Consider the following 23,798-nt stretch of genomic DNA (forward strand, 5'->3'; position numbering starts at 1 on the left):
TCCTGGGTCAGCTGGCGGGCAGGGTGGTGAGGTCCTGCACCAGGACGTTGGACAGCACCGGGCCGTCGTTGCGGACCTCGCGCAGGTACCAGCGCTGCACCGGGCGGTGCTCGGTGGGCTCGAACTGCCAGTCCCCGCGCGGGGAGACGACCCGCCCGACCTTCCCGATCGCGTCGTTGAGCTTCTCCCCGTTCACCTCGCCGTTCACGGCGGTCAGCGCCCGGTCGAGGACGGCGGCGGCGTCGTAGGAGGCCATCGCGAAGGTCGTCGGCTGGCCCGGATGGCCGGCGGCGGACCAGGCGGCGACGAAGTCCTGGTTGGCCTGGTTGGCGAGGGTGGGGCTGTAGTTGAGGACGTTGCGGATGCCGGTGGCCGCCGGTCCCTGCGCGGTGAGCACGGACCCTTCGGTCAGGAAGCCGGCGGCGTAGAGCGGGACGTCGGCAAGGTCGGACTGGGCGTACTGCTTGACGAACGCCACCGCCGCGGCCCCGGCGTAGAAGGTGTAGACGGCCTTCGGTTTGGTCTCGGCGGCCTTGTTCAGGTACGGCAGGAAGTTCTCCGTCGCCGGGAACGGCGTGAACAGGGTCTTCCCGTCGGGGTTGGCGAGTTTCCCGCCGAGGCGGGTGAAGGTGTCGGTGAAGCCCCGCAGTTCGTCGTAGCCGCCCTGGTAGTCCGGGCCGATCGCGTACACCTGACCGTCGCCGACCTGCGCCTTGACGTACTCGGCGATGGCGATGCCCGGCTCGTCTGAGTTGTAGGAGGTGTGCCAGGTGTAGGCCAGGTCGCGGGGCTTGCCGCCGACGGGTGCGAACGCTGGCCGGGCGTTCGCGCCGAGCAGGGGTATCTTCCGCTGCGTGGTGAGGGTCTGCACCTTGTCGACCGTCGCGCCGCCGACCAGGCCGGTCAGGGCGACCACCTGGTCGCGTTCGAGGAGCTTCTGCGCGGCGGGGACGGCCGTGGCGGGGCCGTCGCCCTCGTCGGCCACGACCAGGTCGATCTTCCGGCCGCCGAGTTTGCCGTCGTGGGTGTCGAGGTAGAGGCGGAAACCGCGCTGCATGTCCTCGCCGACGGCGGCGTAGGTGCCCGACAGTGAGACCAGCAGCCCCACACGGACCGTGCCGGAGTCGGTGGCGGTGCTGCTGCACGCGGCGCCGGTCAGCAGGAGACCCACAGCGGTCAGGGCGGCGAGCCCACGTCGCGGGCGTGGTCGGGGATCAGACATCGAAGATGCTCCTTCGTCAGGGGTGAGGGGCGGGTTCTGCGGGCGCTCAGGGCTGAGCGACCGCCGATCGGGGCGTGGTCTGGGTGATGACGTGCTCGATGAGGGCGATGAGCAGCCGGCGGACGCTGTCGCGGTCGCGGGCGTCGATGTCGACGATCGGCACGTCCGCGGCCAGGGCGAGGGCTTCACGGATGGCCGATGCGGGGTAGGAGCGGGCACCGGGGAACTGGTTGACCGCGACGACGTAGGGCAGCCGGACGTGGTCGACGTAGTCGAGGTGCCGGAACGAGTCCTGCAGGCGGCGGGTGTCGACCAGGACCACGGAGCCGGCGGCGCCCCGGACGATGGCGTCCCACATGAACCAGAAGCGGTGCTGGCCTGGGGTGCCGTAGACGTAGACGGTGACGCCGTCGACGTCGAGGCGGCCGAAGTCCATCGCCACCGTGGTGGTGGTCTTGGCCGGCATGAGGGTCGTGTCGTCGTCGGCGTTGCCGGCGGACATGCGGACCTCGGTGGTGACCGGTGCGATGTCGGAGACCGCGCCGACGAGGGTGGTCTTCCCGACGCCGAACGGCCCGGTGAGCACGATCTTCAGGCTCGGCGGCCCGCCGGCGGGTCGCCGGACGGTGAGGGCGGGTGCGGTCATCGCCGGCCGGCCGCCGCGGTGGTGAGTGTGCCGGCGAAGGCGGGGGTGAGCTGGTCGCCGACCTGCTCGGCGAAACGGCCGAGTTCCTCGGTGACGAACGCGAGGTCGGCGTCGCGGGTGGCCAGGGTCAGCAGCGACGCGCCGGTGCTCACCGCCACCAGAATCAGGAACCCGTGCGCCAGCTCGGTCAGGTTGCCCCGCACCGCGCCCGCGGACAGGTCGCGGGCGGCGCCGTTGAGCAGGCTGTTCATTCCGGCCGCCACTGCGGCGAGGCGCTCGGCGGCGTCCCGGTTGAGCCCGTCGGTCCAGGCCAGCAGCAGCCCGTCGGCCGACACGGCCACGGCCTGGCTGATCCCGGGCACGCGGGCGACGAGGTTGGTGTTCAGCAGGTAACTCAGATCGCTCATGACTGGCCCTTCGACTGGGGAAAGCGGCGGTCGAGGCCGCGCTGGTAGGCCCCCGCCGCACGGGCCAGGCCACCCATTGAGCGGACCGGCGCGTCGGCAGCGGGCAGGGGCGGGGGTGTGAACGCGGACATGGGCTGCCGCTTCGGCAGGCCGTTGGCCGTGGTGGCGTCCTGTCCGGGCAGCCCGCGCGCAGGGGTGGAGGGCATGTGCACCGTGGCTCCCTCGACGAACCACGCCGGAGCCGGCAGGTGTCGGGCTGTCTCGTCGTAGGCCGGCGTCGACTCCGACTCAGGCGCCCGGCGGGGCACCGGAATCACCGGCAGCGCCTGAGTAGGGCCGTCTGCCGCGCTCGGGGTGGACGACCGGCGCCGGGTGGGCAGCGCGGCCGAGCCGCCGCGCCCGGCCGGTGCCGCCGTGGGCGCGGGCAGGGTAAGGGTGGACGCGGGCGTGCCGCCGGGAGCACGCCGGCCGGCGATCGGGCCGGTGGGCAGCGCGGCCGGCTCAGGAACGCTGATCAGGAGTTTGTCGGCGGGGATCTCGACTTCCGCTACCGTGCCGTGCGGCTGTCCCGGCAGCAGCCGCACGCGTAGCCCGTGCGCCGCGGCCAGCAGCGCGACGGTGGCCAGGCCTTGGCGCCGGATGTGCTCCACCTCGATCATCGGCGCGGGTTCGGCCAGCTCGGCGTTGAGCCGGACCAGCAGGTCCGGCTTGATGCCGGGCCCGGTGTCGGTGACCTGGATGATCACCCGGTTGCCCAGCAGATGCCCGGTGACCACCGCGTCGCCGGGGCTGTAGCGGGTCGCGTTGTCCAGCAGCGACGCCAACAGATGGACCAGGTCGTCAATCATGGGTGGCGGCACCAGCACCCGCTCGTCGATCACCCCGAGCCGCACCCGCCGGTACTCCTGGATCCGGCCCTGCGCCGCCTGCGCCACCGTCACCAGCTCCGCCGGCTGCGGGTGCACCGCCCCCAACGACCGTCCCGACAGCACCAACAGGCTCTGCGTGGCGTGCAGCAACTGTGCGGCGAGACTGTCCACCGCGAAGAACGTCGCCAGGGTCGCGGCGTCCTTCTCATCACGCTCGGCCACGTCCAACTCGCGCAGCAGCCGATGTGTCATCCCCTGACACCGCCGCCCCACCGCCTCCACCGCACCGGCGGCCACCCGCCGCTGCCGCGCCAGATCCGTCGAGATCCGGTACGTGTTCAACGCCAGCGTGTCGAACGCGGCGGCCACCTCGTCCACCTCGTCCCGCGCCGATCCGGGTGCCAGCGCATTAGGCGGCGGCGGAACCGACGCCGGGTCGGCAGGATCCGCCGCGTCGACCCGGCGGACCAGGTCCGGCAGGTCCCGCTCCGCGACACGGGTCACCGCGTCACGGACCCGCCGCAGCCGCCGCGCCAACGCCCGACCCTGCCGCCACGCCAGCACGGCGGTGGCCACGGTCAGCGCCACGGCGACCGCCGACAGCACACCCGTGGTCATCCACTGCTGTCGGCGTTGCCGCCCCACCTCGGCGGCGATGTCCGCGTCGACGCGGGTCTGCACCTCGTGCAGTCGGTCGCGCCGCTCATTACTGGCCGCAGCCCACCGGGACGCGTTCACCCGCAACCGCTGACCCACCTCAGTACGGGCGACCTCGTCGTCGAGACGCTGCGCCGCGAGGACCTGCGGGCCGGACAGCGCCTGGTCCAGCCACGACCGCCACCGCGCCAGCGACCGCTGCGACACCGCCAGCAACGCCTCGTCATACCCGGCACGGGTCGCGGCCAGCTCCCGCTGCACCGCTTGCGACACCACGGCACCCTTGTTCGCGACTACCGCTGCCTGTTGGATACCCGCGTACTGCCCGGCCTGCGACAACGCCGCCGCCACCCGCAACTGGTCGGCCACCGCACCGTCCGCACCGCCGACCTGACCCACGGTCTCCCGCACCGCCAGCCCCTGCGCGAGCACCGCCCGATACCGCACCAGCACCGCCGTCAGCGACGCCGACCGCGCCTTGACCTGCTCCCGAAACACCGGAAGCAACCGCAGCTGCTCGTCGAACGGCCCCACCAGCCGACTGACCGAATCCGAAGCATCGAGCTCGCCGCGGCGCTGCCGGTAGGCGTCCACCGCCCGGTCGGATGCCGCGACCTGCTCGAGATAACCGTTGAGGCCACCCGCCGGATCACCGACCAGCCCGCCGGCGACCTGCCGCTCCCGGTCGAGTTCGTGCAGCACCTCACCCACCGCGGCCGACACCGCCACCAGCGACTGCAGGCGGTCGGCGCTGCGCGCCTGACGGCTCGTCGATGCCACACCCCACGAGGCGAAGACCAGAGTCGCCGCCAACGGGATCAGCAGCAGGAGCGCAAGCCTCCGAGCGACAGGCACAGCAGTCCTTCCCACGGTCCGGCGAATTGGCGCGGTCCTCCGCGCTACGGTCTTGCTCTGCAACGGGCCGGGGCATAACCCAGGCATCGTCGGCGACGAGAGTGACTAAAGGCGAAGACCGTCGATGTCGGTAAGGCTCGCCGTGCACGTCTGACAATTCGCCGACAATCCGCCCTTACTCGATGGCGGCCAGCGCGCCTGGGATGGCCGGCGAACATCGCCTACCGACGCGCTGCACCGCGGCTTGACCCGTCGAGGCCGCCCAATGTCCGGGCCGGTCAATGTCGGAGCTTTGTCAGAGGTCAGGGCATCGGGTTATCGACATCCGCGCACGCGGCCGTTAATGGGGCATCACCGTGAGCGCCAGCGGCGCGGACATCGGTGACGGGCGAGCCGGCCGCCGGCTGGTTCGCCTACCTGTGCCCAACGCTCCCGTAGGAGGGATGTGCCATGGCCCCACGAACCATGCCCGAACCGGCTGAGGTCGGTCGCCGAGCCGCCGAGATCCTCGACCTGATCACACGCCACTCGTCGTCCGACCGGCTCCGCAGCTCGTCGATGAAGTACTCCAGCTGCTGGGCGACGTTCACTGGGTACCCGGCGATCAGCCGGTGGTCCCTGGAACGGGACGCCGGCCCGCTGCTGACCGAAGCGATGCGGGTCCTCGCGCTCAAGGCCGCGGTGTTCGAGCTGTCCGGCGGCGACGAGGAGGCCGCGGAGCTGCTGGTGCCGGCGCCGGTCGACGAGATGATCCACGCCGTGCTGGCCCAGTTCACCCTGATGTCCCGGATGCAACGCGACCTCGGGCTGATGTTTCCGCACGCCACGGAGTTGGAGGAGTTCACCTACACCCGCGGCTGCCTGACCGACGCGTACTACGCCGCCGCCGGCTGGGGACCGCAGCCGCTGCGGTACTGGCTGGACTCCGCCGAGGTGACCCGCCGCCTGAACCAGCTCAACGCCCACTACCAGGCCGCGGGCCTGGGACGTGACGGACGCAGCCACGACTTCGACTTCGACCAGCCGGACCCGGCGACCGCGCCCGTCGGGGTCAGCGGTTAGCCAGCTCCACCGACAACACTCGCCGCATGGCCGCCACCACCTGCTTCGGGTCGAATCTCTCGCCGGCGAGGCGCTCGGCGCGGGCGACGGCACCGAAGATCTGCTCCGACGGGGCGTCGCGCAGCACGGCGACGAGCCAGCCTTCCAGATCCACCAGGTCGGCAGGAAGCACCAGGGAGGCAGGCGTCGGCGCCGGTCGTGACGCCTGGTCGGGGACAGGCTCACCGCGTGAGGCGTATCTGCCCGGTGGCAGTCCGACCCGGTACGGGTGCACACACACCGCGATGCCCTCGGCGGTAACTCGCCATCCGATGTCCGGGTTGTAGGCGAACTCGGGTCCGGGCCGGTCGACCACGTCGAATTGGCCCGGCCCGAGCTGCTGGGCGGGACACACCACGCACGTCTGCTCACACCACTGCGGTAGCGGCCCGGACATGGCGCCGATGCTACGGCAACCAGGAGGTATCAGGCCATGACCGTCTTATCCCCTCCCCGGCCCGCCACCGTCGACCGCGCCCTACGCGACGCCCAGCGATGGTGCACCGGACACACCATCGACGACCGCCCCGCCTTGGCCCACGCGGTCCGGGTCGCCGTGACCATCGGCGAACATGTACTACACCCGGACCCTGATCTGATAGCGGCAGCGCTGCTGCACGACATCCCCGACTTCGCGCCCCGCACGCCGGACATCTACCAGGTCCTCGCCGTCGCCTACGGCCCGCAGGTACCGCGGATCATCGCCGCCCTGCAGGCCGAGCATCAGGGCCTCGACATGCCGGACCCGCCCATCCGCGTCGACGACCTGCCGGTACTGCTCGCTTCGACCGCCGACAAGATCGTCGCGCTGACATCGCTGCTGCGACGGGCGCATACCAGCGGCGACGTCACCGACTTCCTCCGCAAGCGCCCGGCGCTACTCACGCTGCTGCCGCACTTCCGGGCCTTTCACCAGGCAGCCCACCCCCGGGTACCGGCCGGAATGTCGGCACGCCTCGACACCGCGCTGGCGCTGCTTGAGAGAGCCGCCACCGGTATTCAGGCGGCGAGCAAACCATGATCGCCATTGGTGCCGCGTTGGCGGACCAGCTACGCCGCGACCTGCTCACCGCCGCTGGCCATCAACAGACCGGTGGGCAGGTCATCCAGGAGTGGGAACTGTCGACGGTGCAGCGGCTGTACCTGAGCGACGGCAGCAGTGTGATCTGCAAGCTCGCCACATCGCCGTTCACCGGCGAAGCCGCCGTGCTGCGGCACCTCAACGAACACGGTGCCGCCGTGCCCCATCTGCACGGCTACACGCTACGGCCGCACGCACTGGGCATGCTGATGGGCGACCTGGGGGACCCCCTCCGTTCAGCAACTATCGCCGAGGCCGCAGCCGCCGCCAGCGCAATCCACGCCATCCCGCCGGTGCCGACGCTGCCCGTGTTCGACCAGCGGACCCTGGCGCGCCTGCCCGAGCAGGCGCTCGCCGCACTCGACGAGCTGCACCGCCAGGGCCGCTTCGTCGACTCCGGCGCGGCCGAGGAACTGCTACGGCGGCTTGTAGCCGTGGCGGGCAGACGCGCCGACGGCGCCGAGCGAGAACCCTTCGGGCTGTGCCACGGCGAGTTCCACCGCAGCTCGCTGCACGTCAGCCGCGCGGGATGCCGTCTCGTCGACTGGGCGAAAGCATTCACCGGACCAGGCCTGCTCGACCTCGCCACCTGGTTCGGCACCCGCAACGCCGCAGACCCCGCCCAACTCACCCGCCTGATCCGCGCCTACGTCGAGGCTGGCGGCAGCACCGACGCTCACTCAGACCGCGGTGGCCTGCCGGCGGCTCAGTGGGCGCTGGGATGGCACCGCGTGTGGGCAGCCTGGTGGTTTCTGACCACGGCCGCCGCAGGCCACCACCGGCCCCACACCGATGGCTCTCACGCCCAGGTCGTGCACCGCCAACTGCACGCTGCCGCGCAACTGCTCGACGCCGCCCCGTTTGGCGCGTCCGGAGTTCATCTCACTACCGCGGGAAGATCCTTATGAAGCGCCTCATCGTGGACACCCACGCCTCGTCCTGCTACTTCCGCACCTCCGTCGGCGGGGATGGACGCAAGGCGTTGGTGCAGATCACCGAACGGTGCAACCTGCACTGCGCCCACTGCTTCGTCTCCTCGACCGCAGTCGGGTCTGACCTGTCCCTGGGCGACTTCACCACCCGAGTGTTGCCCCGGCTGCTCGACGCCCGAGTCGAACGCCTCACGCTCACCGGGGGCGAGCCCTTCGTCCACCCCGACCTGATCGCCATGTGCCAGGTGGTGGCCGATCAGGGACTGCCGGTGGGCATCTGCACCAACGCGACGCTGACCCGCGACGCCGATATAGCCGCCTTGGCCGCCTTGGGCAACGTTCACGTCAACGTGTCCTTTGACGGGTTCCGGCCCGACAGCCACGGCAAGTTCCGTGGCGACCGGTCGTCGTTCGCCACCACCGTCGCCACCACCCGCAAGTTCGCCGAGGCCGGCCTCCTCAAGGGCCTGCTGTCCACGCCCAACGCGCTGACCGTGCCGCAGGAGTTCGCTGACCTGTGCGCCTTCGCCGTCGACATCGGCGCCGAGTACGTGCTGATGAACCCGCTGTCCTCCTTCGGACGGGGGGTGAAGAGCCGCAGTAAGCTCGCCGCCACCACGGCCGCGATGGACGCCATCACGGCCGTGACCGACCGCTTCGCCGGCCAGGTCGACCTCGTGCGCATCCGGTTCCCCAACGAGGACCTGCCGCTGGGCGGATGCGACGCGGGAAAACTGATCTACGTCTTCGTCGACGGGCAGGTCGCCGTGTGCCCCTACCTGGTCTTCGCCGCTCGCACGCCCGCCTCCGCGCACCGCGATGCCGAGTTCCTCACCGGCAACATCCTCGATAGTGAGGTTGTCACCGGCCTCGACGCCTACGACTTCCACGGCCGCTACCGGCTCGGCGCCAACCCGACCTGCGGCTCCTGCGCGCTGGCCGGACAGTGCGGCAAGGGCTGCCCTGCGGCGGTCATCGCCACCGGTGGCCGCATCGGCGATGTCGATACCGAGCAGTGCCCCGTCACCGACCCATCCGGCCGTCGACTGCTCCCGCTGTCCCTGGCCAAGGGGTGAGCAGCCTGTTCATCGCCGTGGAGGGCCCCAACGGAGTCGGCAAGAGCACCGTCGCCCGTCGCCTGGCCGACCGCCTCGCCGAACTGGGACCGGCAGGGGTCCACCTGACCGGCGAGCCCACCCGCACGCCCCTGGGCCAGCTCCTGCGCCGCCAGGAATCCTTCCTGCACGGCAAGGCACTGGCCCTCGCTCTGGCCGCCGATCGCGCCGCGCACATCGAAACGGAGATCATCCCCCGGCTCGACGACGGACTGCACGTCGTCACCGACCGGTACGTCGCCTCCTCGCTGGTGCTGCAACGCATCGACGGCCTCGACCTCGGCGAGATCTGGTCCTACAACCGCTACGTCCTGCCCGCCACCGTCATCTACCTCGAAGACCACCCGGAGGTCATCCGCACCCGACTGACAGCTAGACCACAATTGACCAGGCTGGAACTGGCCGGCTCGCCCGAGAAAGAACTCGCCCTCTACCGCGACGCCGCCACCCACCTGCACCGGCAGCAGTGGCGCCAACACGTCGTCGCCTGCCACGGCCTCAACCCCGAACAGGTCGTGGACACTATTCTCGCCCTGCTACCCGCTGACGGCCCCTGACCAGCGAGGCTCACCGTGCTGTCCATTCTGACGATCAACGTGCAGGCCGCCGCGCTCGCCCGCGCGCAGAAGCTCCTGACCTGGTTGCTACAACGCGACGACCACGTGATCATCCTGACCGAAACCAGCAACGGACCCGGCACCCGGCACCTGCTCACCGGCCTGCGGGCAGCCGGGATGTCCATCGCCCACCAGCCCTCGACGGACGGGGACCGCGGCTGCGCCATCGCCAGCCGCATCCCCACCCGCCCAGCCCCGCACCTCACCGCGGGCATCAGCCTGCCTGGCCGGGCCCCCGCCGTCATCCTCGACACCGACCCCGCCGTCACGATCCTCGGCCTCTACGTCCCCTCCAGCGACCGGGCACCGGCCAAGCTCGCCAAGAAGCGGACCTTCCTCACCACCGTCACCGAGACCCTGGCCCGCCTACCCACCACCGACCGCGCACATCTGGTGGTCGGTGGCGACTACAACGTCATCAGCCGCGACCACCAACCCCGCTACCCCGGCTTCCGACCCTTCGAGTACGACTTCCTCGACGCCCTCGCCACACTCGGGCTCTGCGACGTCCACCGGACTCTGCACCCCGACGTGCAGACACATAGCTGGATCGGCCGTGCCGGAAACGGATATCGCTTCGACTACCTCCATGCCGGCCCTGGGCTACTGCCTCACCTGGCAGCCGCCGCCTACCTGAACCAACCTCGCCTCGAAGGTCTCACCGACCACTTGGCGCATAGCGCCGACATCGACGCACCGGCCGCCGGTGGTCGGGGTGCCGGCACGGGCAACATCGTGGCTTGCTGGATCTCACGTCCCCCTAGACGAGCGGCAGAATAGGCGCGTGACCCTCTGGACGATCGCCACGGCAGCCGACGAAGCGCGCCGCCAAGCGTCGGTCGCCGTCCTCCCCATCGGCAGCTTCGAACAACACGGCTCGCATCTACCGCTCGCCACCGACACCATCGTGGCCAGCGCCATCGCCACCGCGCTCGCGGAACGTTACGACCTGTTCCTACTTCCGCCAATCACTCTGTCCTGCTCCCACGAGCACGCCGCGTGGCGAGGAACTGTCAGTCTCAGCTCGACCACCCTCACCGCCATCATCAACGACGTCGTGGCGTCCCTCCACGAGCAAGGCATCGATCGTCTCGTGCTCGTCAACGGGCACGGCGGCAACTACGTGTTGTCCAACATCGTCCAAGAGGCCAACACCGACCGGCCACGCCTCGCACTGTTCCCGGGACGCCAGGACTGGGACCAAGCACGCCACGACGCCGGTTTGCACAGCACCACCCACGACGACATGCACGCCGGAGAGATCGAAACGTCTATCCTGCTCCACGCCGCACCGCACACCGTCGGTCCGGGCTTCGGAACCGCCGACCACCTCACGGAACGGCCACACCTCCTGACGCTCGGCATGACCGCCTACACGAGCACCGGAGTAGTCGGGCAACCATCACTGGCCACCGAAGCCAAGGGACAGGCCGTGCTCGCCAGCCTTGCCCGCACTTTCGAGGACACCCTTACCATCCTCACTCGCCAATAGGCCGGCACCGGCGCCACGCGACACGATCCTCCCGGTGGCACCCAGCTCTCACCGCACGCCGACCGAATTCGAAGGAGCCCCTATTGCGCAGCCGCGAAGTCGTCACCGGCCGCACCATCGTCGCGGTATTCGACCACGGGGAAGACTTCTACGACGCCCTCGACCGCACCTGCCGCGCCCACGACATCCGCCAGGGCTACATCCCCACCTTCATCGCCGGCCTCGCCACCGCGGACATCGTCGGCACCTGCGAACGCCTCGACAACCCCGACGCCCCGGTCTGGTCCAAAGTCCATCTGACCAACATCGAAGCCCTCGGTGGCGGCACCCTCGCCTACGACCCCGACACCGACACCATCCAGCCGCACATCCACCTCACCGTGGGCTTGAAAGCGCACAGCGCCACCGCCCACACCAGCCACCTGCTCGCCGCGACCGTCCAGTTCCTCACCGAAATGATCATTGTTGAGATCCTCGAGCCAACGATGACGCGTGTTCGCCAAGCCGACCTCTACGACGTGCCACTCCTGCAGTTCCCCTGAAGCCAGTCGAGCGCGGCGGCCCAGGTCTCCAGCCGTCACAGCCGGGGCGGCAACATCCGTGGACTCGACCCACCTCAGAACAGGGCCGACGTCCTCACGGCCGCGCTCGTCAGATTCCAGATCAACGTGTCGTAGGTGTCCACAACCCGCCGTACTGGCACATCGAGTGAGCGAATCATCGCGTCGAGTCCGTGCTGCACCTGTTCACCTGAGTGCTGGGAGCTGACCACCCGTTCCACCTCGACGAACGCGCCGAGCCCGTCGACGACGTCCACGCAGACCGTCGCGCCGTCCCAATCGCCAGTTCGGCGGTGCTTGACGATACGTACGGTTGGCGCCCAACCCATCGTCGCCAGAGCAGCGTGCATCGCGTGACGGTCGAGAATCACGCATTCGTGCTCCACGCACGCCATCTCATTGGCGATCGGCTTCTTCACGGTGAACAAATGGCGCCCCTCCTGCGTGCGAAGACGCGCGAACGGCACACCGACCTTCGACATTCCGTACGACCAGCCGGCTGGTGCGTACGCCTGGTCGTCCTGGAGCGACGGCTCCGTCAACACGACCTGCCTCCGGGCGAGCGCCGTGATCAACCCCTGCAGGTCGTCGACGCGGTATTTGGCTTCAATCTCGTGATCATTGTTGGCCGGCTCGTGGGTCACGAGCAGGGAGCATACGAGCATCGGAGGTCACGCGAGTTCGGACGACCGCGAGGCCAATGTCGGAACTTTGTCGGAAGAGTGTTGGATGAAGCCGCTGAGTAGCTAACGCATCACAGACCTGCACTACAGTGCTCCCACGCCAACCTGCCTCGCCTCGCGCGAGCGTTCGTACCCATCGGGAGCTGCTGATGTCGAGCGTGCCACCACAAGACGTGGCCAAGGCATGGATCGCTCTTGGTCAAATGTTGGCCCGCAGCCGCAAAGCCGCTGGTTACACGCAGGAGGCGTACGCCCCGCGGGTGAGCTATGGGCGGAGCACGATCGCGAACGTGGAGACCGGCCGGCAGCGCGTGGGCCGCGATTTCTGGGCCCGAAGCGACGAGGTGTTGGGCACCGGCGGCAGACTGGTCCGGGAATACGATCGCATCCGGCTCGCCAGCAACCGGCGCGTGCTGAGCGGCACGGCCGCCCCTACGGCGTGCCACGTGGCTGCTGAGCCCTCGTCCTCCACCGCTGCGGAGGCGCTCGCCCGCATGCCGGGAACGGACTACCTGATGGGCGAGTGGAACAGCTTTTCCACACTCACCAGCATGCTGGCCCAGCAGCGCCAGGCCGTGTCCCCCGACGCGCTACTGGGCCTGATCGAGGCCCACCGTGACTGCCTGTCGACGCTGTATCGCAAAGCGGGTCGTGCTCCCATCCGCGCTGATATCGGAGCGATGCTCGCCGAAGCCTCGATCGTCGCCAGCCGGCTGTGGAGCGCACAGGGCAACCGTGCCCTCGCACTCGCTCACTGCGCCTATGCCCGCCAGCTCGGCGACAGGCTCGGCAGCCGCAGGATCAGCGCAACGGCACGCATCTTCGAGAGCAACCTCCACTCCGAAGCCGCCACACTGATCGACGCAGACGGTGACATCATGATCGGCCTGCGGCTACTCGATGAGGCCGCCCGCGCGTCCACCGATCTCAGTCCACCCGCACGGGCGCGAGTAGCTGCCGAGCAGGCCCAAGCCTTCGCGGCCCTGCGACTTCCCCGCGAGGCCACGGCGGCCCTGAAGCGGGCAGAAGAAGCGGTCAACGACTTGTCGCCCGTTGACTGTGTCGGCCTCTACAGCGACTGGAGTAGCGCTCGCCTCCACGTCTACGCGGGCACGTGCCATCTCCTGCTCGGTCAGCCCCACCAGGCGGTGACCGTGCTGGAAAGTGCGGTACAGATGCTGCAACACGACCACGCCAACGCCAACGTCGCGTTGGCGGCAGCCGTAGACCTCGCCAGCGCCTACGCCGACGTCGGCGAACTCGAACGATCCTGCACCCTGCTTGGCGCCACCTACGACCAGCTGAAAGCAGGTGGCAACCATCGAGGCATCGCTCGAGCCCAACGAGCTCGACAACGGTTGGACCGATGGCGCGACGAGCCGCTTGTCCTCGAACTCGAGGAGCAGATGGCCGCCTAACGAGCAGCCGGCGTCCCGCCCGCACTCAACAGCGAACTGACGGCTGCCACCACCGTCGTCGGGTCGAGACTGTCGAGTACCACGTCAGGTTCGTAGGATGCCAGCTCTCGACGCCGAAGCCGGTGAGCGACGACAGCGACGCGAAAGTCGGCGTGACGTGCGCAAGCGATATCGTTGGGCGCATCCCCGATGACGATCGCTCGAGCGGAATCGAGCGGATCACCGTAGATCGCGGAGTAGCGCTGAGCTACGACTGCCGGAAGCTGGAAGCGATCTCGCGCGTCCGACCCGAACCCGCCGATGCGAAGATCAAGAAAATCGTCCAAGCCCGCCACGTCCAGCTTCACCTCGGCGGCCGAACGCAGGTTGCCGGTCAGCACGGTCTGGATGAAGCCATGTTCGTGCAGCTTCGCGATGCTCGCCGCCGCACCTGGATACGGCGGCTGGACCTCAGCCAGCTCCTGCCGGCCCTCTCGCATGACCGCGGCGATGGCCTGGCGGAAGGCGGGTATGCCCGCCTCCGCAGATGACGGGTCCACGCCCGAAGCGATCGCCGTGTCGATGGCGATCGACTCGTCCGTATACCCATGCACCTTCTTGTCAGGGAAGACAACCTCGGACTGCGCGATGCCGTACGCACGAGAGATCGCGCGCGTCAGCCAGCGCAAGTCCGCAGGGATAAGCGTCCCGTCAACGTCCCAGATGACCAAGCCGGCGCTGCTGCGGTTCATAGAAGCATCGTCGCACGCGTACGGGCAGCTAACCCTGTCGAGCATCGCCGGGGTCGCGGCCGGACAGAGACGGCCGGGCGCGGACGCGGTCGCGGCAGCGGGTGTCGGTGGATTGTCATAGTCCGATGACATGCCTGTCCGACAACACCCGACGTCGGCGACTGTAAGTGAGCCTTCCCCGAAAGGCCGGGGCGGATCGTCCTCGCAGTCTTGGGAGATAGCTGTCCGGACGGCACCTCTGCTGCCCTACATGGTGATCATCGCGCTGGCCGCAGCTGCTGTCGATTTGCTGGGCCGCCGTGGACACGCAGCGCGTCCGGTCGCGGGGGTGGCTGTTCGCTTCCGATCCCCTGCGACTGTTGGAAGGAATGTCTGCCATGTTCTTCGATGTCGTCGTCGTCGGCGCCGGCCCGGGTGGTCTGGCTTGTGCCCACGAGGTCGTGCGCCAGGCCCAGGACCTACGGGTGCTGCTGTTGGAGGCCGGGCGGGGGATGCGGAATCGGCCGTGCCCGGTCGACCGAGGTCTGCGTTGCACGGGGTGCGCCGGGATCTGCAATGTGATCAGTGGCTTTGGCGGCTGTGTGCACTACGGAGACGGGGTGAAGTTGAGCTTGCTGCCATCCGGCCGCCGCCTGATCGATCACTTCGGTGAGGACCGCGCCGACGAACTGTGCGAGCGCGCTTTCCAGTTCCTGACCGCTCCACTGCTAGAGCCACCCATTCTGAGTGGCACGAGGCTTGGCGCGCCAGTCATCAAGGCGTTTGCCGGGAACGGCCTGGCCATCCGGGAGTACCCGGTCGCGGTCTTGGGGGAGACGCAGGTCCGGGACATGCTCACGGCGCTGCACGGCTTCCGCAACGACGCTCTGGCCGTCTGGGAGAAGTCGGAACTTGTCACCGTCGCCCTGAAGGGGGACCGCCTGACGCTGGCGGTAGCGACCCACGGTGGCCTCGTCACCGTCGAGACGGCACGTCTGGTGCTGGCCACGGGCCGGCACGGGGTGACCAGCACTCACAACCTCCTGACGGCGTTCGGGGTGCAGACGATCGCGCCGGACATGTCGCTCGGCGTGCGTCTCGAGACGAGGGCCGAGGTGCTGGCCGCGATCGGCGTTGAGCATCCCGATCTGAAGATCACCCAGTTAGAGCGGGTGGACCGTAAGACGAAGACGTTCTGTTTCTGCGGCGGCCCGAACGGTGGTCGGATTAAGTTCACCAACTACCAGCGCTCCTTCGGGCGAGAGGTGATCACTCTCGACGGGCACGAAACCACTGAACGTCTTCCGGGGGGACGTCCACTGGCAGCTAACTTCGGCCTGTTGTGCCAGCTCGCCAGACCCGGTACCAGCACCAAAGTCCGGGACGAGATCCTGTCCGATTACTGGCGGCTCAGCGGAGGCCGGCCGGTGGCGCAGAGTCTGCGCGCGTTCATGAACAAGACGACCGAGCCGCGTAGTTGGCCGGAGTTGGCTGCGGCAGTGACGTTCGAGCCGTCCGTCAAGGACGTGACTACCGCCCGGCTCGACAGCTTGTTCACCGGCGCCGAGTACGTCAGCCTTATCGAGAGCCTCCGCCGGGTCATGGGCTCGATCCTGGACCACGCCGACACAGGCTTGTCCGTGGATGACCTTGTCGACGATGTTCTCGTGATCGGGCCTGAGGTCGAGTTCTTGTGGGACCGGGTCCCGGTCGACGAGGACTGCAAGGTGCGGGGCCTGCCGATCTACGTGGTCGGCGACGCCGCAGGGATCGCCCAGGGCATCGTGCAGGCTGCCATGATGGGCGTTGCTGCCGGCGACGCCATCGCGTCCGGTATGCCGGCATGACCGCCGTCACGACTCGTCGCCCGGTCGCGGACCGGTTCGGGCCGCTCTACCCGGAGTCGGCGATGACGTTGCCGGTCATTCCCAGCCTTCCCATGCCGAGATTCGCCGCGCCGCCACCGGACGTGCGCAACCTCAGCCCGCATTACCGCGACCATTACGGCGCCAACATCCTGCGCGAATATCCCGCCGGACGATCCGGGGACCGGCTCGCGGTCATCGACAAGGCATTCCCGCACAGCGTCTACGACATGATGCTGCTTGCCATAGTCGGCGACGACAGAGTAATCGCGTCGTCGGTCAGCGATGTCCCCGAGGCCATGCTGATGGCGCTGCTCAAGTTCTGTAGGCAGTTCGTCGGCTACGTCGACGCCTCCTCGACTCGGCGCCGGTTCGACCTCGACGGGGCGCAGCTCATGATCGGCACGAACCACGACCCGTACACGGTCGACCGCGACAACGGGCAGTGGTGGGACAAGCGGATGCACTGGCACCTCAACTGCTGGCCCGCCGCCGCCTACCGCGACGCCTCGATCGTGCCGCTGGGCGAGGTAGACGACCTCAACCGACGACGGGCGCTGGTGGACCCCATCGCGCACCTGGCCGCCCAGCTCATGCGTGACGCACCCCGTATGCAGCCGCTGCCCGCCGGCTGCCATCTGGCGGGTGACGCAGATCTGTCCGCTGCTGGTGGCCCAGTCGGATTCAAGATCGCTCTTCCGGACTGGGACTTCCTCCTCGATACCGCCTGCGCGCGCCTCCTCGTCCAACTTCATCAGGTGGCCGCCGGCGCTTACGCACAGCTACGGGAGTGCTTCACCGGCAGCCCGGCGGCGTCGCCTCCGTGGACTCGGCCGGGACTGCTGCCGCCCGGCCAGGTTGCGGCGAACCTGAACAACCTCACCTGGCTATCCGAACCCGGCCGGCAAGGTCTCCTCAGGCTGAGGGCGTTACTCCGGGACATCACCGCCCACGAGATGGCCCTGTTGCGAACCAAGATGGATCTTGCGAACCGGTGCCTGACCTTGGCAGGCTTGGACTACCACCTCGGATTCTGGTCCCCAGCGCGGCTCGGCAGCTCGGGTGAATGTCCGCCGGTCTACCTCGTGATGCAGTTCAAGCTGCTCAGCGCCATCGGCAGCAGCCCGGCGATCGGCGGCAGCGTCGCCTCGATTCTCGACCGCTTCCGCGGCCCGATCATGTCGGCACAGCAGACCCGCCTGCGTCGACAGTTCCAGGACGGCTTCCTCGCGGACCTGGAGCATGGCGCACCGGAGGCAGCAGCGTGAATCTCCACCCTCCCGACGTGACCGTAGCGCCCAGCATCACTCCGGAGGTCCTCGCCTTCTACGCCCACGGGGCCGAGCAGGGACGCCTGAACGACCCGCGCCGCCACATCGAGTACCTGCGCACCCGCGACATCCTGGCCCGCCACCTTCCCCCAGCCGGAACGGTTGCCGACGTCGGCGGAGGACCCGGCGCGTACGCGTTTCAGCTGGCCGGGGACGGCTACCGCGTCCACCTCGTGGACCCTGTCCCGCTGCACCTGGAGCAAGCCGCCACCACGTCCGCCCGCGCCGAGCCGCCGCTGGCCTCGATCTCGCGCGGGGACGCGCGCCAGGTGCCGCTCGACTCCGCCAGCTGCGACGCCGTTCTTCTGCTCGGCCCGCTGTATCACCTCACCAACGCCGCTGACCGTGGCCGTGCCTGGGGCGAGGCGTACCGCGTACTCGTCCCAGGCGGTGTGGTCGCCGCCGCAGCGACGTCCCGCTACTACACCACCTGGGAGTACCTCGCCAAGAACCTCTACGACGACCCGGCGGTGGAGGCGATCCTGGCTCGGCATCTTCGCGATGGCCAACACCGCAACCCGACCGGTGATCGACGGCTGTTCACCACCGGCTACTTCCACAACCCGAATGACCTCGCGGCAGAAGCCACCACCGCGGGCCTACTCCCACACGCCCTGCTCGCGGTCGAAGGCGCCGCCAAACTGCTGCCCGACCTCGCCGACCGCCTCCGCGACCCACACCGCCGCGACCTCCTCCTGCGGGCGATCCGTCGGGTCGAGGCAGAACCCTCCCTCCTGGGCATGTCCGAACACGTCCTGCTCATCGCCCACAAGCCCACACCCGACAGCGCCGCTGCGAAGGAGACGAGATGACCACCACCGTTCGGCTCGCCGGCTGTGACCTCCCCACCGCGTACGGACACTTCCAACTGCATGCCTTCGGCCCCGAGACCGGCCCTGAGGAGGTCCTCGCCGCCGTCTACCGCCCTCAGCCCGCCGCCCAACAGACTCCGCTGGTACGCATTCACAGCGCCTGCGCCACGGGTGACCTGCTCGGATCACTCAAATGTGACTGCGGCCCCCAGCTGGCCACATCCCTACGCATGATCGGGGCATCCGACTACGGGATCCTGCTCTACATGCTGTGCCACGAAGGCCGCGGCATCGGGCTTGCTACCAAGATCCGCGCTTACACCTTCATGGACCAGGGCTACGACACCGTTGCCGCAAACGCCGCCGTTGGCGCACCCACCGATGCCCGCGACTACCGACCCGCCGCTAGCGTCCTGGCCTGGCTCGGCGTCACTTCAGCCCGACTCGCCACCAACAATCCTCACAAGATCGACGCCCTCCGTACCGCAGGAATCACCGTCGACCGTGTCCCACTCTCCGGTTTCGTCACCCCCGATAACCGGGACTATCTCGGGCAGAAGGACGCCCTGCTCGGACATCTGAACAGCAGCGGAGCCGCTTCCGCTTCTTGACCCGAATGTCCAGTCCGACACGACCCGCCGCCCGCCTTCGGTCGGTATCATTCCGGCGGGCAGCAGGCGGGCCACGGCCTTCAGGCCGGCCGACCACCGCAGCAGAATGGTGGCGCGCCGAAGTCGCTGGTCAGCGGCACTGCTGACGTCTCAATCCGGATCACCACGCGTCGGTATCGTTCATGGCGAGAGGAAACGCTCAATGAAGGTCTGTGTTGTCGGCACCGGATACGTCGGTCTCACCACCAGCGTCAGCCTGGCCTTCCTGGGCCACGACACCACCTGCATCGACCTCGACAAGCAGAAGATCGACACCCTTCGCGGTGGCCACTGCCCGATCTACGAGCCACATCTGGAAGCGCTCCTCGAGCAGGCGTCCTCCCACCTGACCTTCACCACCGAATACGCCGTCGGCGTACCCGACGCCGACGTCGTGTTCATCGCCGTGCAGACCCCGCAACTCGACAACGGCAACCCCGACCTGCAGTACCTGCGATCCGCTGCCGAGAGCGTCGCCCAACACCTGAGTGGCGACTTCACCGTCGTGGTCAACAAGAGCACCGTCCCGATCGGCTCCGGCAACTGGGTCGACGCGATCCTGCGCGAAGCGTACGAACGCCACCATGGCCACCGCCCCGACGGTCGATTCGCCGTCGCCTCGAACCCCGAGTTCCTCCGCGAGGGCACCGCGCTCGCCGACACCCTCTACCCGGACCGCATCGTCATCGGCTCCGACAACCAGAAGAGCCTGGATCTCCTCAACCAGCTCTACCGACCCATTCTCAACCAGTCCTTCACCCCGCCCACCGTGCTGCCCCGCCCTGCCGGCATGAGCGCCGTGCCGCTGGTCTCCACCGACCTGGCCTCGGCCGAGCTGATCAAGTACGCGGCGAACGCCTTCCTCGCCCTCAAGATCAGCTACATCAACGAGATCGCCGCGATCGCCGGCAAGGTCGGCGCCGATGTCCGCGAAGTCGCCCGCGGCACCGGCCTCGACGCCCGCATCGGCCCCCGCTTCCTGAACCCCGGCATCGGCTGGGGCGGATCCTGCTTCGGCAAGGACACCGCAGCGCTCATCGCTACCGCCAGCGAGTACCACCTCGCCATGCCGATCGTCACCGCCGCCCGCGACGTCAACCACCGCCAGCGCACCAAGGTCGTCGACCGGCTCCTCGACGAACTCCACATCATCAAGGGCCGCAAGATCGGCATCCTCGGCCTCGCGTTCAAGCCGGACACCGACGACCTGCGTGACTCACCCGCTATCGACATCGCAAATCTGCTCCTCGAACGCGGTGCCCGGATCACCCTGCACGACCCCGTCGCCGCTGATCGCTTCCGTCGCGAACAGCCCACCCTGGCCGAGCACCTCGCCGACCGCGTCGAAGACGTGTTCGACGACGCCGACGCCATCGTGGTCGCCACCGAGTGGTCGCACTACCGCGACCTCGACTGGGCCAAGTTCGCCCCCACCATGCGCTCACCGCTCGTCCTCGACGGGCGACACTGCCTCGACGCCGACAGGCTCACCGAAATCGGCTACCGATACCTGACCATGACCGCGCCCGCCATCCCCCCGCGCTCCCAGACCTGATTGTCCTCGCCTATTGGCAAAGTTGACGGATTACGACTCTGCCGGCGGTCTGCCTGTCGCGGTCGGGCAACCGCCGGCCTCAGCATGAGCGGCGATGAGTAAACGTGACGGCCGCTGGGCCGTCATCCGCTTCATGTCAATGCGGTCATCGCCCGCGCGATGCGAGGGCCGACAAGCCGTTCAGCCACGGAGAGGGAATACCACATCGCACCTCCCACCTCCGATTCTTGGATACGCCCCACGTCCGCCTGCGTCGTCAAGAACGAGTAGCCGAAGTCGAGATGGAAGTGTTCCGGCTCGTCCTTCGCCGGCCGCGCCGGAACTCTGCCGTACTCGACGTAGACCGGCATCGGCGATGCTGGGACGAGTCCGCTGGGATCAACACCGGTTTCCTCTACCAGCTCACGCACCGCCGCGCTGATCAACGTGGAGTCGGTCGGCTCAAGGTGTCCTCCGGGCTGCAAGAGAATCCCGTAGGCCAGGTTTTCCCGGACTAACGGAGAGCAGCGGCACGCGGACAGCTTGGGTGTGGTCCTGTGATTATGCCTCTTCGTGGCTCCATGTTTATTGGGGAGCCACGGCACGATCGTCAAACCGAGAGCTGCGACGGCGGAGACGGCAACCAGCACGGTGATCCCAGTACACTGTACAGCAGCGGGTGTACTGTTGTGGGGTGGAGACGTTGACGCACGGGCAGGTCCTGGCCCGCTTCGGTCATGCCCTGTCGGATCCGACCCGGGCACGGCTGTTGCTGGCCCTGCGCGAGCAGCCGGGGTACCCGGCTGAGCTGGCGGAGTTGCTGGGCACCACCCGGCAGAACCTGTCCAACCACCTGGCGTGCCTGCGCGGGTGCGGCCTGGTCGTGGCGGTCCCGCAGGGCCGGCGGACCCGTTACGAGCTGGCCGACGCCCGGATGGCGCACGCCCTGGGTGACCTACTCGGCTTGGTCCTCGCGGTCGACCCGGCCGCGTGCCCGGCCTCGGCCGAGAAAGGCTGCTGCTGATGAGCCTGCCGCTGATCCAGCTGACACCGTCCGGCCCCAGTCCGCTCCGGCGGGCCGTGCTCACCAAGCGGGTGCAGCTGCTGGTCGTTGCCACCATCACCTACAACGTCATCGAGGCGGTCGTGGCGATCACCGCGGGGACGATCGCGTCGTCGACCGCGCTGATCGGCTTCGGCCTCGACTCGATCATCGAGGTGTCGTCGGCGGCGGCGGTGGCGTGGCAGTTCGCCGGCCGTGACCCCGAAGCGCGGGAGAAGAAGGCGCTGCACATCATCGCGATCTCGTTCTTCGCCCTCGCCGCCTACGTCAGCGTCGAATCGGTGCGCGCGCTGATCGGCGGCGCCGAGGCCGAACACTCCAGCGTCGGGCTGGTCTTGGCCGCGGTGTCGCTCGCCGTGATGCCTGGGCTGTCGTACGCGCAGCGCCACACCGGACGCGAACTCGGCTCCCGCACGGCCGTGGCCGACTCGAAGCAGACCCTGCTGTGCACCTACCTGTCTGCGGTCCTGCTGGTGGGCCTAGCAGTCAACAGCCTGTTCGGCTGGTCGTGGGCCGACCCGATCGCCGCGCTGGTCATCGCGGCCGTCGCGGTCAAGGAAGGCCGCGAAGCGTGGAAGGGTGACAGCTGCTGCGCCCCGAACGCCGCCCTGCACACCGTCTCGGCCAACGCCCCGCCGTCCGGGTCCACTGCGACCGCTGCCTGTGCCGACGGTTGCTGCGGCACGGGCGAGACCGGCGAGCCGCGTTGAAGGCCGCCGCCGCTCTGGGGATCTACGTGCTCAGCTACACCTTCATCCGAGCCCTGGTCGGCGCGCAGTTGTGAGAGTCGTGTGAAGGAACGAGCGAAAGTCGGGACTGTCAGCTCCGCTATGATTAGATGTCGCGAATGTGGACGATAGTGAAGAACGCTGCCTACGCGCTCTACGCGCGGCGCCTCAACGCGCAACTGGCCGGCGCGAGCCTGCCCCGGCACGTCGCGATCGTCATGGACGGCAACCGCCGATGGGCGCGACAGGCCGGGTTCACCGACGCCAAAATCGGCCACCGCTACGGGGCAGAGCACCTCGACGAGGTCCTTCAGTGGTGCGCAGCAATCGGCATCCAACACGTGACCGCGTTCGTCGCCTCCGTTGACAACCTGCAGAAGCGAGACTCCGACGAAGTCGACAACCTCCTGCGCATGATCGAGGACGTCGTCGCTGAACGCCTGACCCGGCCGTCCAGCATCTGGAAGATCCACACGGCCGGCAGGCTCGACGTCCTACCGGATTCCACCAGGCACGCCCTCAAGCTGGCCGAAGAAGCCACCCGAGACAACAACACGGCCTTCCATCTCAACATCGCCATCGGCTACGACGGCCGCGAAGAGATCCTCAACGCCATCCGATCGCTGCTCGAAGAGCAAGGGCGAGCCGGTCACAGCATCGACGACATCGCCCAAGGGCTGACCGCCAGCCAGATCGCGACCCACCTCTACACCAGCGGACAACCCGACCCCGACCTGGTCATCCGGACCAGCGGGGAACGCCGCATGTCGGGGTTCCTCCTCTGGCAAGCCGCATACTCCGAGCTGCACTTCACCGACGTCTACTGGCCCGGCTTCCGGAAAATCGACTTTCTCCGCGCCCTACGGTCCTACGCCGCCCGCCATCGCCGATACGGTGCCTGACCCAGCACCACAAGCCCCATCGGTTCCCGCAGGGGGCAACACGACCAAGCCAGACACCTCAGCCCGAGCCTCGCCCAGGGCCGGATCAATAACGTGAGCCGACCCTGGGCCAATTACGTGAGCGCCCACATGCCCGCCCTTCACCGACGCGGCCACCCGGAGCAGGTCCTCCCACATGCCCGTGATCAGCTCGGTGTTAAGCCGGCGGGTCAGCAGCGGTCCGACCAGCAGGGAGCGGTCCTCCAAGTCGGCCTTGCCGCCCGTGCGGTACAGGGTGAATCGCCGAGGTCGCGGATCCGCGGGGACAGCTGCTTACCGACCAGGTCGAACAAAGCGAAGTTCGCCAAGGTCGCGCCGCGCGTATCTGTCGCGTGGCGCCCCACTGGTGACACCAGCCTGCGCCTCGACGCCGGCCCGGCTGCCACGATGCGGTGGTGGGCGAAACTGCTGTTCGTCGCCGCGCTGCTCGACGCGGCCGGCTCAGGGTTCAGTTGAGCCCAGGTACAACGTTCGGGCGCGGCGGGCCAGGACGGTACGGGTCCATCCGG

The 23,798-nt window shown here is 68.6% G+C and carries 25 protein-coding genes and 1 pseudogene; 17 read left to right on the forward strand and 9 right to left on the reverse strand.

Going from position 1 to position 23,798, the window contains the following annotated elements:
* Nucleotides 1-7: 7 nt before the first annotated feature.
* The 4 genes from OIE53_RS19965 to OIE53_RS19980 are packed head-to-tail and all read right to left on the reverse strand — an operon-like array spanning nt 8 to nt 4,581.
* Nucleotides 8-1,222 carry an ABC transporter substrate-binding protein gene (locus tag OIE53_RS19965; protein WP_327023058.1) on the reverse strand — a complete coding sequence of 405 codons (1,215 nt, stop codon included), beginning with the start codon at nt 1,220-1,222 and terminating at the stop codon, nt 8-10.
* Between the two features lie 46 nt (nt 1,223-1,268).
* On the reverse strand, nt 1,269-1,868 hold the full coding sequence (locus OIE53_RS19970; RefSeq protein WP_327023059.1) for a GTP-binding protein: 600 nt from the start codon (nt 1,866-1,868) through the stop codon (nt 1,269-1,271).
* Nucleotides 1,865-2,275, reverse strand: a complete 411-nt coding sequence (locus tag OIE53_RS19975) for a roadblock/LC7 domain-containing protein (protein WP_282263767.1) — start codon at nt 2,273-2,275, stop codon at nt 1,865-1,867. The genes OIE53_RS19970 and OIE53_RS19975 overlap by 4 nt, the downstream gene beginning before the upstream one ends.
* Nucleotides 2,272-4,581, reverse strand: a complete 2,310-nt coding sequence (locus OIE53_RS19980) for a sensor histidine kinase (RefSeq protein WP_327023060.1) — start codon at nt 4,579-4,581, stop codon at nt 2,272-2,274. The genes OIE53_RS19975 and OIE53_RS19980 overlap by 4 nt, the downstream gene beginning before the upstream one ends.
* 525 nt (nt 4,582-5,106) lie before the next feature.
* Here OIE53_RS19980 and OIE53_RS19985 point away from each other — a divergent pair.
* Complete coding sequence (locus tag OIE53_RS19985) at nt 5,107-5,718, forward strand: hypothetical protein (RefSeq protein ID WP_327023061.1); 612 nt, start codon at nt 5,107-5,109, stop codon at nt 5,716-5,718.
* On the opposite strand, the gene OIE53_RS19990 is transcribed toward OIE53_RS19985, so the two are convergent.
* A complete protein-coding gene (locus OIE53_RS19990) occupies nt 5,708-6,154 on the reverse strand; it encodes a hypothetical protein (RefSeq protein ID WP_047890447.1) in 447 nt (148 codons plus the stop codon). The genes OIE53_RS19985 and OIE53_RS19990 overlap by 11 nt on opposite strands.
* Nucleotides 6,155-6,313: 159 nt before the next feature.
* Between OIE53_RS19990 and OIE53_RS19995 the strand changes: the two genes are divergently transcribed.
* The 7 genes from OIE53_RS19995 (at nt 6,314) to OIE53_RS20025 (ending at nt 11,536) form a co-directional block, all read left to right on the forward strand.
* Complete coding sequence (locus OIE53_RS19995; protein WP_327023062.1) at nt 6,314-6,778, forward strand: metal-dependent phosphohydrolase; 465 nt, start codon at nt 6,314-6,316, stop codon at nt 6,776-6,778.
* Nucleotides 6,775-7,746, forward strand: coding sequence for an aminoglycoside phosphotransferase (locus OIE53_RS20000; protein WP_327023063.1), 972 nt, complete (start codon nt 6,775-6,777; stop codon nt 7,744-7,746). The genes OIE53_RS19995 and OIE53_RS20000 overlap by 4 nt, the downstream gene beginning before the upstream one ends.
* Entirely contained in the window at nt 7,743-8,846 is a 1,104-nt protein-coding gene (locus OIE53_RS20005) for a radical SAM protein (RefSeq protein ID WP_327023064.1), read from the forward strand. The genes OIE53_RS20000 and OIE53_RS20005 overlap by 4 nt, the downstream gene beginning before the upstream one ends.
* Nucleotides 8,843-9,442 (forward strand): dTMP kinase, encoded by a 600-nt coding sequence (gene tmk / locus OIE53_RS20010; protein ID WP_327023065.1) that lies wholly within the window; start codon nt 8,843-8,845, stop codon nt 9,440-9,442. Before OIE53_RS20005 ends, tmk begins: the two co-directional genes overlap by 4 nt.
* Before the next feature lie 15 nt (nt 9,443-9,457).
* On the forward strand, nt 9,458-10,282 hold the full coding sequence (locus OIE53_RS20015) for an endonuclease/exonuclease/phosphatase family protein (RefSeq protein WP_327023066.1): 825 nt from the start codon (nt 9,458-9,460) through the stop codon (nt 10,280-10,282).
* A gap of 4 nt (nt 10,283-10,286) precedes the next feature.
* Complete coding sequence (locus OIE53_RS20020) at nt 10,287-10,994, forward strand: creatininase family protein (protein ID WP_327023067.1); 708 nt, start codon at nt 10,287-10,289, stop codon at nt 10,992-10,994.
* 83 nt (nt 10,995-11,077) lie between these two features.
* A complete protein-coding gene (locus OIE53_RS20025; protein ID WP_260034725.1) occupies nt 11,078-11,536 on the forward strand; it encodes a PPC domain-containing DNA-binding protein in 459 nt (152 codons plus the stop codon).
* Between the two features lie 74 nt (nt 11,537-11,610).
* On the opposite strand, the gene OIE53_RS20030 is transcribed toward OIE53_RS20025, so the two are convergent.
* Nucleotides 11,611-12,198, reverse strand: coding sequence for a class IV adenylate cyclase (locus OIE53_RS20030; protein ID WP_327023068.1), 588 nt, complete (start codon nt 12,196-12,198; stop codon nt 11,611-11,613).
* Between the two features lie 188 nt (nt 12,199-12,386).
* Between OIE53_RS20030 and OIE53_RS20035 the strand changes: the two genes are divergently transcribed.
* Entirely contained in the window at nt 12,387-13,655 is a 1,269-nt protein-coding gene (locus tag OIE53_RS20035; protein ID WP_327023069.1) for a helix-turn-helix domain-containing protein, read from the forward strand.
* On the opposite strand, the gene OIE53_RS20040 is transcribed toward OIE53_RS20035, so the two are convergent.
* Nucleotides 13,652-14,386 carry an HAD family hydrolase gene (locus tag OIE53_RS20040; protein WP_327023070.1) on the reverse strand — a complete coding sequence of 245 codons (735 nt, stop codon included), beginning with the start codon at nt 14,384-14,386 and terminating at the stop codon, nt 13,652-13,654. The genes OIE53_RS20035 and OIE53_RS20040 overlap by 4 nt on opposite strands.
* A gap of 377 nt (nt 14,387-14,763) precedes the next feature.
* On the opposite strand from OIE53_RS20040, the gene OIE53_RS20045 reads away from it, so the two are divergent.
* The 5 genes from OIE53_RS20045 (at nt 14,764) to OIE53_RS20065 (ending at nt 20,578) form a co-directional block, all read left to right on the forward strand.
* Nucleotides 14,764-16,212: an FAD-dependent oxidoreductase gene (locus OIE53_RS20045; RefSeq protein WP_327023071.1), complete on the forward strand. Its 1,449-nt coding sequence runs from the start codon at nt 14,764-14,766 to the stop codon at nt 16,210-16,212.
* Nucleotides 16,209-17,498 carry a hypothetical protein gene (locus tag OIE53_RS20050; RefSeq protein WP_327023072.1) on the forward strand — a complete coding sequence of 430 codons (1,290 nt, stop codon included), beginning with the start codon at nt 16,209-16,211 and terminating at the stop codon, nt 17,496-17,498. Before OIE53_RS20045 ends, OIE53_RS20050 begins: the two co-directional genes overlap by 4 nt.
* 17 nt (nt 17,499-17,515) lie before the next feature.
* On the forward strand, nt 17,516-18,373 hold the full coding sequence (locus OIE53_RS20055) for a class I SAM-dependent methyltransferase (RefSeq protein ID WP_327023073.1): 858 nt from the start codon (nt 17,516-17,518) through the stop codon (nt 18,371-18,373).
* Nucleotides 18,370-18,984 (forward strand): GTP cyclohydrolase II, encoded by a 615-nt coding sequence (locus OIE53_RS20060; RefSeq protein WP_327023074.1) that lies wholly within the window; start codon nt 18,370-18,372, stop codon nt 18,982-18,984. Before OIE53_RS20055 ends, OIE53_RS20060 begins: the two co-directional genes overlap by 4 nt.
* Before the next feature lie 202 nt (nt 18,985-19,186).
* Entirely contained in the window at nt 19,187-20,578 is a 1,392-nt protein-coding gene (locus tag OIE53_RS20065; RefSeq protein WP_327023075.1) for a UDP-glucose dehydrogenase family protein, read from the forward strand.
* Between the two features lie 131 nt (nt 20,579-20,709).
* On the opposite strand, the gene OIE53_RS20070 is transcribed toward OIE53_RS20065, so the two are convergent.
* Entirely contained in the window at nt 20,710-21,207 is a 498-nt protein-coding gene (locus tag OIE53_RS20070; RefSeq protein ID WP_327023076.1) for an NUDIX domain-containing protein, read from the reverse strand.
* Nucleotides 21,208-21,251: 44 nt separating this feature from the next.
* Between OIE53_RS20070 and OIE53_RS20075 the strand changes: the two genes are divergently transcribed.
* The 3 genes from OIE53_RS20075 to uppS all read left to right on the forward strand — a co-directional run bounded on the left by OIE53_RS20075 (nt 21,252) and on the right by uppS (nt 23,250).
* Nucleotides 21,252-21,581 (forward strand): ArsR/SmtB family transcription factor, encoded by a 330-nt coding sequence (locus OIE53_RS20075; RefSeq protein ID WP_327023077.1) that lies wholly within the window; start codon nt 21,252-21,254, stop codon nt 21,579-21,581.
* Nucleotides 21,581-22,330 (forward strand): cation transporter, encoded by a 750-nt coding sequence (locus OIE53_RS20080; protein ID WP_327023078.1) that lies wholly within the window; start codon nt 21,581-21,583, stop codon nt 22,328-22,330. Before OIE53_RS20075 ends, OIE53_RS20080 begins: the two co-directional genes overlap by 1 nt.
* 149 nt (nt 22,331-22,479) lie before the next feature.
* Nucleotides 22,480-23,250, forward strand: a complete 771-nt coding sequence (uppS, locus tag OIE53_RS20085) for a polyprenyl diphosphate synthase (protein WP_327023079.1) — start codon at nt 22,480-22,482, stop codon at nt 23,248-23,250.
* Nucleotides 23,251-23,361: 111 nt separating this feature from the next.
* On the opposite strand, the pseudogene OIE53_RS20090 reads toward uppS, so the two are convergent.
* Nucleotides 23,362-23,636 (reverse strand): annotated as a pseudogene (locus tag OIE53_RS20090) (Tn3 family transposase); the annotation flags it as partial.
* Between the last annotated feature and the right edge of the window lie 162 nt (nt 23,637-23,798).

Source organism: Micromonospora sp. NBC_01739, assembly GCF_035920385.1.
Classification (GTDB): domain Bacteria; phylum Actinomycetota; class Actinomycetes; order Mycobacteriales; family Micromonosporaceae; genus Micromonospora.